Here is a 12,184-nt window from a genome sequence, read left to right as displayed (position 1 = left end):
TGAAGTTAATGACCCTATTGAGAATGTTGCACAAAGTGCCATTCTCGCACATTTGCTTCAAATGTGCTGAGACTTTGCACGAAGGATGAGATGCAAGGCGCTGAGGATGAGGACGAAGGGAGCGTACTTATGTACGTGACCGAGGCCCGAATTCCGAAAGCAACGCAGCAGATCGCCTTCGTGCAACAGTCTCTAAAATATAGGGGAAAGTAGTGGCCCAAAAAGCCAATTTATAACAAACTGATATTCAACACCATATAAAATCGAAAACTGAGTTGCAACTAAGCGATCGGCGAGTTGCAACTAAGCAAATGCTGAGTTGCAACAAAGCAATTGCTTAGTTGCAACTAAACTTTTGATCACTTAGCTGTTGCTTTTTTAGGCAGTTGTACGAAGACCATTAGCCCCCTTATTTGTGGTATCGATTTATCCGTGGATGTTAATTATGAACACAGAGTAACAGTCTCCTTATTCATAAATACCCCGATAAATACCACTTACAAGACTATTCTAATGCGTAACCCTGACGTTAGAGCTGATTCTAGGATAGGAATGTATGGTTTTTTCGTATCTTTGTTGTATCTATCCCTATTGATAGAGTCTGTTTATGACTGGTCGTATTATCAAGATTATTCCCCTGTTCCTCCTCCTTTGGCTGGCGGTATCTGGCTGTAGCTCTCTGGATGAGTATTACAATAAGGGGAAAAGAGTCCACAAGAGCGTCACTTCTCTAGAGTTGGGAATGACAAAGTCAGAGGTGCTGAAGGTCATGCGGTATGGGCCCGACTTTGTCAATAAGGAGGCACTGGACGAGGGTGTGCGTGAGATTTTAGTCTATCGAGGTTCTTATCAGCCGTACGGATGGATGAGTGAGCCTGTCCCGATGGTCTATCACTTGGTGCTTGAGAATGGCGTGCTGGTGGTTGTAGACTCCGACAAGGACTACGAGCAGATACATATCAATGAGCGTCGGCGCTACGAGGAAGCGCAGAAAGAGGCACTGAAAGAGGCGGAGAAGAAAAAGGCGGAATAGCGGCTCTCCTCATTACCATAACCATATACATTATGGAAGGGAATGTTGCACAAAGTGCCGTTCTCGCCTGTAGCAGCAGATATACAAGTTCTCAAAGTAGCGATATAATCAAAGTAACCCCTGCTTTGATTCGCAGGTGTACTTGTCAGTTGCCTCTAAATTGGTATCTTTGTGGGTATTAAGTTTTTGATGATTAGTGATAGGTATTGACTTGATATCAGATGGGTATTGCTCTTGAGCGCATAGGTAGTTACGTACAATTACTGAGGGAGGTTTTTAAGCGTCCCCAGCGCCATCGTATGTTTCTTCGCGAGCTGATTCGCGAAGTGTATGTGCAGGGCGTTGGCTCCATTTGGATTGTGGTATTGGTCTCTTTCTTTCTAGGAGCTGTACTGACGATGCAATTGGGGATCAATATGAGCCACCCATTGATCCCAAAGTTCACAATCGGGTATGCCACTCGCGAGATTGTACTCTTGGAGTTTTCGAGCACCATTATGTGTATGATCTTAGCTGGCAAGTGTGGCAGTAGCATTGCGAGCGAAATTGGCACGATGCGTATTACCGAGCAGCTGGATGCGATGGATATCATGGGAGTGAATTCGGCCAACTATGTGATTCTCCCCAAGATTGTAGGTATGATGTTCTTTGTGCCAGTGCTGGTTATGATCAGCATGCTTGTCGGCTTAGGGGGTGGTTACTTAGCATGTCTGCTTTCGTCCAATATCCCCATAAGTCAGTTTGAGTCTGGGCTTCAGCTTTTCTTTAAGCCCTATAATATCTTTTACTCGGTGGTGAAGAGTCTCTTTTATGTCTTCTTTATTGCCTCTATCGCTTCCTACTTTGGGTATAATGTGCGTGGAGGAGCGTTGGAGGTGGGACGTGCCAGTACCAAGGCTGTGGTGATGAGCAATGTGGCAATACTGATTTGTGACCTCGCCCTCACCCAATTAATGCTGATGTAGAGCGGTATGATAGAGGTGCGTGACTTACATATGAGCTTTGGGCAAAAAGAGGTGCTGAAGGGGGTGAATGCTACCTTCAAGCCTGGCGAGTGCTCCTTGATCATTGGCAAGTCGGGAGTGGGCAAGACGGTATTGATGAAGTGCATTATTGGACTACTGGAGCCGACTAAGGGGCGGGTGCTCTATGACGACATTGAGCTACAGACCCTATCTCCAGAGGAGACGCGCCTATTGCGTCAGAAGGTGGGGATGCTCTTTCAAAACTCTGCTCTCTTTGATAGCATGAATGTGATGGAGAATGTGCTCTATCCGCTAGATATGTTTTCGGATGAAAAGGGAGCAAGTAGGCGAGCAAGGGCTAAAGAGTGCTTGGAGCGTGTGCAGCTCTATGATGCTCGCTACAAGTATCCAGGGGAGATCAGTGGAGGGATGAAAAAGCGGGTGGCGATCGCTCGTGCCATCGCCCTAAGACCACGCTATCTATTTTGTGACGAGCCAACGAGTGGTCTGGACCCAGAAACCTCCAAGATGATAGACATATTGTTGCGGGAGATAACATTGGAGGGCCAGATGACCACCATTGTCAATACCCATGATATGAATTCGGTGGCAAATATCGGAGACCATGTGCTATTTGTGCATGACGGAAATATATGGTGGGAGGGGAAAGGAAAGGACATTGAAAAATCAGACGACGAGGTGCTCAAAAACTTCGTCTTCATCAGTAAGTTGTAGAGAATATAGATTATGAATAAGGATGTGAAGCCTACTGGGGCAGAAAAGAGTGCGACTGAGAAGTCACTCAACTTTATTGAGCAAATCGTGGAGGAGGATATTCGGAATGGACTCAATGGAGGTCGTATCCAGACGAGGTTTCCACCAGAGCCCAATGGCTATCTCCATATAGGGCATGCCAAGGCGGTATGCATTGACTTTGGGATTGCGGAGAAGTACAATGGTGTTTGTAACCTGAGGTTCGATGATACCAATCCTGTGAAGGAGGAGACGGAGTATATTGAGGCAATCAAAGAGGATATCCATTGGCTCGGATTTGAGTGGGGCAATATCTACTATGCTTCGGACTACTTCCAGGACCTATACGACTTTGCTATCCGTTTGATTAAGGAGGGGCACGCCTATGTGGATGAACAGACTTCCGAGCAGATAGCTGCCCAAAAGGGAACCCCTACCCAGCCAGGAACCCACAGTCCCTATCGAGATCGACCTGCAGAGGAGAGCTTGGAGCTATTTGAGAAGATGCGACACGGAGAGATCCCCGAGGGGGCGATGGTACTACGTGCCAAAATCGATATGGCCAACCCTAACATGCACTTCCGTGACCCTGTTATTTACCGTGTGATTCACCACCCACACCACCGCACAGGTAAGGAGTGGAGTGCCTATCCTATGTACGACTTTGCCCACGGGCAGAGCGACTACTTCGAGGGCGTAACGCACTCTATCTGTACGCTCGAGTTTGTGGTGCACCGCCCTCTCTACGATTACCTAGTGGAGCTACTCAAGACAGATGAGTACCGACCACATCAGTACGAGTTTAATCGCCTCAATCTTACCTACACGATGATGAGTAAGCGTAAGTTGATGGAGCTAGTGACAAGAGGTCTGGTACACGGTTGGGACGACCCACGTATGCCTACCCTTGTGGGGCTACGTCGGAGAGGCTATACCCCTAGGAGCATCCGCAACTTTATTGATATGATAGGATACACCAAGTACGATGGCACCGTCGATATGGCGATGCTGGAGAGTGCCGTGCGTGAGGATCTAAATAAGGTGGCCGATAGAGCTGCCGTGGTGATGGATCCTATCAAGCTGGTGATTACCAACTATCCCGAGGGGAAGGAGGAGCAGATGAGAGTGCTCAATAATCCTGAGGCAGAGACACCTGAGTATCACGAGATCACCTTTGACCGTGAGCTATGGATCGAGCGTGAGGACTTTATGGAGGATGCTCCAAAGAAGTACTTCCGGCTCACCCCTGGCCAGGAGGTGCGACTGAGAGGTGCCTATATCATTGAGTGTACTGGCTGCAAAAAGGATGAGGAAGGCCGTGTAGTGGAGGTTTATGCTACCTACGATCCTGAGAGCAAATCGGGAATGCCCAATGCCAATCGTAAGGTAAAGGGAACCATCCACTGGGTAAGCACCGCTCACGCTCTTCCTGTAGAGCTAAGAATGTACGACCGCCTCTTTATGGTGGAGGACCCTGCATCGGCCGATGCTGAAGACCTTGCCGAGCTGATCAATCCAGATAGCGAGCAGATTATCCCTGTGGCTTATGCCGAGGATTGGCTTCGTGATGTGCAGCCTGAGCAACACTTCCAATTTGTCCGCAAGGGCTACTTTACAGTTGATAAGGATAGCACACCAGATAAGTTGGTATTCAATCAAACAGTTGGTCTGCGTGATGCGTGGGCAAAGAAAAATGCAAGTAAGAAATAAGTAGTTATGAATAAAAGTGTTATAACCTCGGTGATCTCTGTGGTTGCCTTTCTCTCACTCTTGGGAGCTTTTGCACCAAAGGTCTATGCCCAAAGTAGAGCCAATGTAGTAGACGAAGTGGCGTGGGTGATCGGCGACGAGACCATCCTTCTCTCCGATATTGAGCGTCAGCGTCTCTACTACGAATCTACGGGTCAACGTATGGAGGGCAATGCCCGCTGTATTATTCCTGAGCAGATGGCGATACAAAAGCTATTCCTTAATCAGGCTCAAATAGATAGTGTCTACCCCAATGAGCAGATGGTCACAGCAGCAGTTAATCAGTGGCTTGATGCAGTGGTCAATGAGGTGGGCAGCCGGGAAAAGGTAGAGGAGTACTTTGGTCGCAACTTCGCCCAAATCCGTGCCGAGCGTCGCAAGGTGGTGAGCGAGGAGTATGTGATGATGCAGATGCAGCAGAAGCTGGTGGGCGATATCCAAGTCACTCCATCGGAGGTCAATCGCTTTTATGATACAGTCAATCGGGATAGCCTCCCCTTTATGCCTCTGACGGTAGAGGTACAGATTGTGACCCAGGAGCCAAAGGTACAGGTGAGTGAGGTGGACCGAGTGAAGCAGAAGCTGATTGAGTATAGCGATAAGATCAGTAAGGGCGAGATGAGCTTTGAGACCGTCGCTCGTATCTACTCAGAGGATGGCAATACCGCACTCAAGGGTGGTGAGATGGGCTTCGTAGGAAGAGCAGAGCTAGAGCCAGAGTTTGCCAACGTTGCCTTTGGTCTGCCCGATAATGACAAGGTATCTCGAATCGTAAAGACTGCTCGTGGCTACCACATCATGCAGCTGATTGAGAAGCGTGGCGACCAAATCAATGTGCGACATATCTTGCTCCGCCCACATGTGGATGGTGACGAGCTAACTGCAACGACCAACCGCATGGATTCTATCGCCCACCTAATCCGTGTAGATAGCTTGCCCATTGAGGTAGCGGCCAAGTACTATTCGTATGACGAGGATAGCCGTCTCTCCAATGGTCAGATGGTCAATGCCAATCACCAAAGCCAGTACTACGGCACCTCTCGCTTTGTGATGGAGGATCTACCTCAGGAGGTTTCTGCCCAGGTGGCAAAGCTCCAGGAGGGTGAGATTTCTGCTCCATTTACAATGCTTGACAAGAACAATAATACTGTGGTGGCGATTGTGAAGCTCAAGAAGCGTGTCCCTGGTCACCGAGCCAATGTGGTTGATGACTATCAGGTGGTAAAGGGCATTGTGCTACAAAAGAAGCAAGATGAGACTCTCCATGAATGGATCAGGGAGAAGCAGAAGAAGACCTACGTACGAATTAGTCCAGAGTATCGCCAATGCGAGTTTCAATATCCAGGGTGGCTGGAGCAGTAGCCCTCCTGCTACTTTTTATCATTTCGTCACGGGGTAGTAGCCTATCATTGAGGGCTACTACTGCCGTGACTTCTTTGTATCGCGACACGATAAGTAACCCAACTGCCGGCAAAGAGCGTATTTTTATTGAGAATGTCGACCTCTGGAAATACGATCGTGATGTAGATACTTTCGCCCAGCTGCTGGTGGGTAATGTGGTACTTCGCCACAAGGATGCTACCATGTACTGCGATAGCGCCAAGCTCTATCAGGAGCAGAATAGATTTGAAGGCTTCGGATCAGTGCGTATTGAGCAAGGCGATTCACTCGAGATCACTTGTAATTATATCGATTACAATGGGATGAACCTCCTAGCACGCCTGCGAGAGTCGGTGGTGATGAATCATGGAGATAACCACCTCTATACCGATAGCCTTGACTACGATCGCAAGACCGGTCTTGGCTACTACTTTGATACCGGATCGGTTGCGGATACACTTAATGTGCTTAGCTCTACCTACGGCACCTACGATACCAAGAGTAAAAAGGTGGTGTTTGAAGAAGATGTGGTGTTGGACAACCCCAATTTTAAGCTCTATACCGATCAATTGAATTATGATACAGAGACCAAACTCGCAGATATTGTGAGCCCCTCTCGTATCGTGGGGGATAGTGGAATCATCTATACCTCTAGGGGAACTTATGATACTGAAAATGACCTCGCCTATCTGATGAATCGGCCAGTAATGGTCTCTGGAACTCGATGGATGACGGGTGACTCGCTATTTTACGACCGTGCAGCAATGCGAGCAGAGATGTACCGCCATATCCAGATGAAAGATACTGCCCAGCAGGTGGCTCTATTTGGCAATTTCGCAGTCTATCATGAAGACATTGGCTATGGTTTTGCACAAGATAGTGCCTATATCGTGGAGTACTCCAGTGAAGATACCCTCTATATGCATGCCAAACTGATGGAGATGATCAAGGCCGACTCGGTGAGTAACCTTTTTAAGGGGATAGGCAATGCCCGCCTCTACCGCTCCAATGCACAGGCGGTAGCCGATTCTATTATCTACAACACACGCGACTCGGTAATGGTGAGCTACGGGAAGCCATTTATCTGGAGTGGAGAGTCACAAGTGACGGGAGATACGGTGTCGCTATTTATCCATAATGGGGAACTAGATTATGCTCACATTAGGGAAAATGCCTACCTTTCTAGTAAGGTGGATGAGGAGAAGCACTTCAATCAGATGCGGGGTAGAGAGGTACTGGCTTACTTTTCCGACCAGCAGATGGACTCGGTCTGGACCCGTGGCAATGCCGAGGTGATATACTATAGTCTTAATCCCGATAGCATCGCTACAGAGCATGTCAAGGCACAGTGCAGTGAGATACTTATGCAGTTTGAGGAGAAGGAGCTAAGCAAGGTGAAGCTGATGGGACGGCAAGTTGGCACCGTAAGTCCAGTACTGCTGATCGACGAAAGTCAGCTCTACTATCCCGACTTCGTCTGGTTCCCCGAAGGGCGCCCCACCAGCTTCCTAGACATCTTTAGAGAAACCCCAAAACCAGAAGGTGTAGCTAAAGATAAAAAAGAGGAAGCCGAGACCCCTCCGAATCAAGAGAAGGAGGCTCTAGCAGCCTCGGAGTCAACCGAAATCACCCAAGAAGAGGCCCCTAAAGAGGAATCAAAAGAGGAACCAACAGAGTAAGCCCCTTCACCTTAAATACCACAACGTAAAAGGATCTCCCTTCGGAGGTCCTTTTCTCTTGGGTGCCTTATCGGACAAGTCAGACAGGTCAGACAAGTCGGACAAGTCAGACGAAAACCTCAGCCTAGGTTTGAGTAAATGTGAAGGTGCTCTACTGAGATCCGATTGTCTTGTTCGACTCGTCCGACTCGTCCGACTCGTCCGACCTGTCCGATAAGGCACCCCCAAGGGAGCACTCGCAAGGCTGCTCTCAAAAGCATCATAGCAGATTGCCTTGGGAAGACGATCTCTATATAAAGCGTGGGTCGTGCGAGACAATGCCTCACACGACCCACGTATTACTTACGACTTAGTCGTTGTTATTATTACTGTAGCCTAAACTGTACTGGCAGTGTAAAACGTGCACGCACTGGCTTACCGGTTTGCATACCTGGCTTCCACTTAGGCATCTTGCCTACCACACGCATTGCCTCCTTATCAAGGTTAGGGTCTACACCTCTCATGATCTTAACGTTGGAGATAGATCCATTAGGCTCTACCACGAAAGAGACCATCACACGACCTTGGATATTATTCTCTGCTGCGATTGGTGGATAGTTGATGTTCTTTGATAGCCACTTCATCATCGCAGCTTGACCACCTGGGAACTCAGGCATCTCCTCAAGGTACTCAAAGATATGATCCTCAGCCACCTCTTCTCTCGCCCTTTGTGTAGGTGCTGGAGGAGTAAAGGTTTGTTGTAGCTTGTTTGCAGCATCATCCACAGAGGCGATGGTCACATCGGCCACCTTTACGTCGTCCTCCACGATCTGTAGATTCTCAACGACTACAGGAGTTTCCACCTCAGGCTCTGGAGGAAGTGGTTCTTCCTCTTGTGGAGTGATTTGGATATCCTCCACTTCCTCAATGACGAAGTTTCTATCATCCTCAGCCACCACTACATCTTTATTGCCCCATTCGAAAGCAACGAAGACTGCAGCCAAGGCAACGACCAAACCCATCAGGAAGTATAGCCCCTTGCCATTTTCCAGATTTGCTCTGTCCGTCTTTTTTTGTCTCATAAGTTATTCGGTCTTAGTATATTGTAATCAATTATTCAAAGCCACCAGAGGATAATTTAGAAGCTCGCAACACGTGTTATAGAGCTTTTTCACATTCCTCTCTACAAATGTACACATTTTATTGATACCCACAAGTAAATTGAGGATAATTTTTATCTACGACGGCTATAAATAGTCAAGTAGTAGAGCAAAGTAGCTATGGAGCCAATAGCAGCAGCAAAGTAGGTGTAGGCAGCTGCTCGGAGTGCTTTACTAGCTTTTGGCTGTTGCTCGTAGCTGGTTACACGGCTTCGCTCTAGCCATACCAAAGCCCTTCTACTGGCATCTACCTCCACTGGAAGGGTAATGATACTAAATAGCGTAGTGACACCAAATAGAATAATCCCAGCGAGCAGAAGCTTGGGAAACACATTTAGCAAAAGGATGCCAGCAATCAGTACAATATTGACAATGCTAGATGAAAATTGCACCACAGGCACTAAGGCCGAGCGCATCTTCAGTGGTGCATATCCCATTGCATGCTGGAGGGCATGCCCTGTCTCATGAGCCGCCACCGCTGCTGCCATCACACTATTGCTATTGTATACTGACTCGCTTAGGTTGATGGTCTTATCCAAGGGGTTGTAATGGTCTGTAAGCTTTCCACGAGTTGATAACACGCGGACGTCCGTCAGGCCATTCTCCATAAGCATTCTCTCCGCCACCTCTCGGCCTGTGAGGCCGCTATCTAGACGCACCTGAGAATACTTTTTGAATACACTTTGGAGGTTCCACTGGACCAACATGCCCAGAATCATCACCCCAAACATCAATATATAAGCTGTAGGCATACTCTGTAATCTGCTATATCATTATTTACGAATAATGGTTTGAGCCCTATCTGGCCCTACCGATACTATATAAATAGGTATCCCTAGGTACTCTTCAATAAACTTGAGGTACTCTCTGAATTCAGTGCTAAACTCTGCCTCACTAGTGCAGGAGGTCATATCTTGTTGCCACCCCTTAAAGCCCTTGTAGACAGGCTTCACCTCATCCGACAGTTCAAAAGGCATCTCAGTGGTCTCCTTGCCATCTACTTCATACGCAACGCACACCTTGATCTCTTCAAATCCATCAAGCACGTCGCTCTTCATCATGATAAGGTCGGTAACGCCATTGAGCATAGTGGTATACTTAAGTGCCACAAGGTCTACCCAACCACAGCGACGCTTACGACCTGTAACAGAGCCAAACTCCCGACCTACCTCGCAAATCTTGTCGCCCGTGGCATCAAAGAGCTCGGTAGGGAAAGGACCGGCACCCACTCTCGTGCAGTAGGCTTTGAAGATACCAAAAACACGTCCGATGTTTCTAGGGGATACACCTAGGCCGATGCAAGCACCAGCAGCAACGGTATTGGAAGAGGTAACAAAGGGGTAAGAGCCGTAGTCAATATCCAGTAGTGAGCCTTGCGCTCCCTCTGCTAATACAAGCTTATCGTGAGAAAGTGCATCATTCACCTTCGCCTCGCCATTAACCAATTGATACTCCTTGAGATACTCCAAGGACTCTAGCCACTCCTGCTCTTTCTCGGCATAATCAGGTGCTTGTGTCTCAATGGAGTAATTGAGGCCTTTCAACTGAGCAAAGTGACGCTTCTTGATTGTCTCAAACTTTGCAGGGAAGTCGGGACTTAGGATATCACCCACTCTTAGGCCGTTACGGCTCACCTTGTCGGTATAGGTTGGGCCAATTCCTTTGCCAGTGGTGCCAACCTTCTTATCGCCTTTTGCCAATTCATTGGCGGCATCAAGCAGTCGGTGGGTAGGGAGTATCAAGTGTGCCTTCTTGGAGATCAAAAGGCGATGCTTGAGATCCACACCACTCTCCTCTAGCGACTGTGCTTCATCTCTGAATAGCACAGGGTCTAGCACTACTCCATTACCTATTAAGTTGGTTTTACCGCCCTGAAAAACTCCAGAGGGGATAGATCTAAGCACGAACTTCTTATGGTCAAATTCTAGAGTGTGTCCTGCATTTGGCCCTCCTTGGAAACGAGCCACCATGTCATACCGTGGTGTGAGCACATCTACCACCTTCCCTTTTCCTTCGTCTCCCCATTGGAGACCAAGTAGTACATCTACCTTACTCATAAATTTATATCTTGTAAAAACAAACCCTCCGCTTATTACCTTACAAATGTACACATAATTCATAAGAATAGCCAAAATCTGAGCAATTTGAGAGTAACGAATGCGTAGTCCCGTTCGTAACTGAGTTCAAATACTCACAGCGACATTTTTGAGGTTCATCCGACATTTCGTGTGATACGGCAGTCATGTAGTGCAAAAAGTCTAAGTTTGAAATAGTCATCATCTCTATATCCGTAAGCATTTCTCTTCATCACTTTAATTTTATTGTTTATACCCTCCACTTTGGCCGTTGATAGCCGTCCATAATACCATGCGAGTATTTCCTTTTTAGCTGTATTGATTGTATTTGCTAATGAGATTAGAGGTTTTGAATCTGTATCTAATGCCATTGAGACCCAGCTGTTTAATCTTTCCTCTGCTTCATTAATGGTTCGTTGATTATATATTTCTCTCAGGTCCTCCTTGAGGTAATAGGCTTGAGAGAGGGGTTCGTTCATTGCGAGTGCTTTCTGGAGCTTCGTTCTCCCTTTCTCATCAATCATCTTTTCCCCGTTGGCAAGTAGGAGGTATCTTGTTCCTTTGATTAGTTTTTTCTTTCCCTCGTCCACCTCTTTTGCCACTAACTCTCTTCGCACTTTATCAAGGGTATCATTCATTAGCTTGATGACATGAAAGTGGTCAAATACGTGTATGGCATCAGGGGTATTCTCACGTACTGATTTAGAGAAGGCTGATGACATATCTGTCGCCACATACTTTATCTGAACGTTCTTCTTCCTTACCCTTTTCCAAAACGTTGTAAGAGCATCCGCCCCCTTTCCATCGCCAACATGAAGGATTCTTCCTGAGATTAGGTCCACTACGATTGTCTTATAAACATGTCCTTTTCGGACAGCGAACTCATCAATACCTATGCACTGCACCCCTTGTAAGGAGGGCTTGCTGTAGTGTCTCTTAAGATAGGTTGTGTGAATATCCTTTACTACATCCCAACTAACACCTAGCCTTTTTGAAACCTCCTGAATAGTCATTGCCCTTAGCAAATCAACCACGTACTTGGCAAAGCGATTAGAGTACGACCTATTGCCTTTAACAAAGCTGACCCTCTCGTAATCATCGTTTCCGCATTCTTTGCATTTGTATCTTTGTACTTTCATGTGCAATATGGTTTTGGTAGAACCAATTGGTAGCGCATGGATATTACGATACCGGTAGCCATTCTTCACGAGAGTGTATTCCCCGCAGCACGGGCACCTCTTTTTTGTTTTAGAATACTCTATATCTAAAACTATTTTGTTAGTTTTGTAGTGTGTAGCAGTACATTTGACTCCAACAAGACCATATACATGTCGTAGAAAACTGGTATCCATTGTGTAATTAAGCGTTTAGTGGATGATTCGCTCAATTATAATGGATTTCCAGTTTTCTT

At 47.1% G+C, this 12,184-nt stretch carries 10 protein-coding genes; 6 read left to right on the top strand and 4 right to left on the bottom strand.

Translation table 11 applies throughout. The annotated features are described in order from the left end of the window. Positions 1-607 precede the first annotated feature (607 nt). From MWL85_RS01920 to MWL85_RS01895, 6 genes are all read left to right on the top strand, one after another. Positions 608-1,033 (top strand): hypothetical protein, encoded by a 426-nt coding sequence (locus tag MWL85_RS01920; RefSeq protein WP_018028884.1) that lies wholly within the window; start codon positions 608-610, stop codon positions 1,031-1,033. A 221-nt stretch (positions 1,034-1,254) separates the two neighbouring features. Next, entirely contained in the window at positions 1,255-1,998 is a 744-nt protein-coding gene (locus MWL85_RS01915) for an MlaE family ABC transporter permease (protein WP_244401214.1), read from the top strand. A gap of 6 nt (positions 1,999-2,004) precedes the next feature. After that, positions 2,005-2,733, top strand: a complete 729-nt coding sequence (locus MWL85_RS01910; RefSeq protein ID WP_244401213.1) for an ABC transporter ATP-binding protein — start codon at positions 2,005-2,007, stop codon at positions 2,731-2,733. Between the two features lie 12 nt (positions 2,734-2,745). Beyond that, a complete protein-coding gene (locus MWL85_RS01905) occupies positions 2,746-4,461 on the top strand; it encodes a glutamine--tRNA ligase/YqeY domain fusion protein (protein ID WP_244401212.1) in 1,716 nt (571 codons plus the stop codon). A 6-nt stretch (positions 4,462-4,467) separates the two neighbouring features. Continuing rightward, a complete protein-coding gene (locus tag MWL85_RS01900) occupies positions 4,468-5,862 on the top strand; it encodes a peptidylprolyl isomerase (RefSeq protein WP_018028880.1) in 1,395 nt (464 codons plus the stop codon). Beyond that, positions 5,847-7,559 (top strand): OstA-like protein, encoded by a 1,713-nt coding sequence (locus tag MWL85_RS01895; RefSeq protein WP_244401211.1) that lies wholly within the window; start codon positions 5,847-5,849, stop codon positions 7,557-7,559. The genes MWL85_RS01900 and MWL85_RS01895 overlap by 16 nt, the downstream gene beginning before the upstream one ends. A gap of 365 nt (positions 7,560-7,924) precedes the next feature. Here MWL85_RS01895 and MWL85_RS01890 read toward each other — a convergent pair whose 3' ends face one another. The 4 genes from MWL85_RS01890 to MWL85_RS01875 form a co-directional block, all read right to left on the bottom strand. Further along, entirely contained in the window at positions 7,925-8,620 is a 696-nt protein-coding gene (locus tag MWL85_RS01890) for an energy transducer TonB (RefSeq protein ID WP_244401210.1), read from the bottom strand. 152 nt (positions 8,621-8,772) lie between these two features. Further along, positions 8,773-9,450: a zinc metallopeptidase gene (locus MWL85_RS01885; RefSeq protein ID WP_244401209.1), complete on the bottom strand. Its 678-nt coding sequence runs from the start codon at positions 9,448-9,450 to the stop codon at positions 8,773-8,775. A gap of 21 nt (positions 9,451-9,471) precedes the next feature. After that, complete coding sequence (locus MWL85_RS01880) at positions 9,472-10,755, bottom strand: adenylosuccinate synthase (protein ID WP_244401208.1); 1,284 nt, start codon at positions 10,753-10,755, stop codon at positions 9,472-9,474. Between the two features lie 155 nt (positions 10,756-10,910). Beyond that, positions 10,911-12,125 (bottom strand): ISL3 family transposase, encoded by a 1,215-nt coding sequence (locus MWL85_RS01875; protein ID WP_244400646.1) that lies wholly within the window; start codon positions 12,123-12,125, stop codon positions 10,911-10,913. Positions 12,126-12,184: the final 59 nt, after the last annotated feature.

It is taken from the genome of Porphyromonas somerae, from assembly GCF_022845615.1.
In the GTDB taxonomy this organism is placed as follows: domain Bacteria; phylum Bacteroidota; class Bacteroidia; order Bacteroidales; family Porphyromonadaceae; genus Porphyromonas_A; species Porphyromonas_A somerae.
This window is presented reverse-complemented; position numbering and strand designations above follow the sequence as displayed.

What these genes read in the sequence shown, in the direction of transcription:
- MWL85_RS01920 (WP_018028884.1), top strand. Translation starts at nt 608, where the DNA reads ATGACTGGTCGTATTATCAAGATTATTCCCCTGTTCCTCCTCCTTTGG.
- MWL85_RS01915 (WP_244401214.1), top strand. Translation starts at nt 1,255, where the DNA reads ATGGGTATTGCTCTTGAGCGCATAGGTAGTTACGTACAATTACTGAGG.
- MWL85_RS01910 (WP_244401213.1), top strand. Translation starts at nt 2,005, where the DNA reads ATGATAGAGGTGCGTGACTTACATATGAGCTTTGGGCAAAAAGAGGTG.
- MWL85_RS01905 (WP_244401212.1), top strand. Translation starts at nt 2,746, where the DNA reads ATGAATAAGGATGTGAAGCCTACTGGGGCAGAAAAGAGTGCGACTGAG.
- MWL85_RS01900 (WP_018028880.1), top strand. Translation starts at nt 4,468, where the DNA reads ATGAATAAAAGTGTTATAACCTCGGTGATCTCTGTGGTTGCCTTTCTC.
- MWL85_RS01890 (WP_244401210.1), bottom strand. Translation starts at nt 8,620, where the DNA reads ATGAGACAAAAAAAGACGGACAGAGCAAATCTGGAAAATGGCAAGGGG.
- MWL85_RS01885 (WP_244401209.1), bottom strand. Translation starts at nt 9,450, where the DNA reads ATGCCTACAGCTTATATATTGATGTTTGGGGTGATGATTCTGGGCATG.
- MWL85_RS01880 (WP_244401208.1), bottom strand. Translation starts at nt 10,755, where the DNA reads ATGAGTAAGGTAGATGTACTACTTGGTCTCCAATGGGGAGACGAAGGA.
- MWL85_RS01875 (WP_244400646.1), bottom strand. Translation starts at nt 12,125, where the DNA reads ATGGATACCAGTTTTCTACGACATGTATATGGTCTTGTTGGAGTCAAA.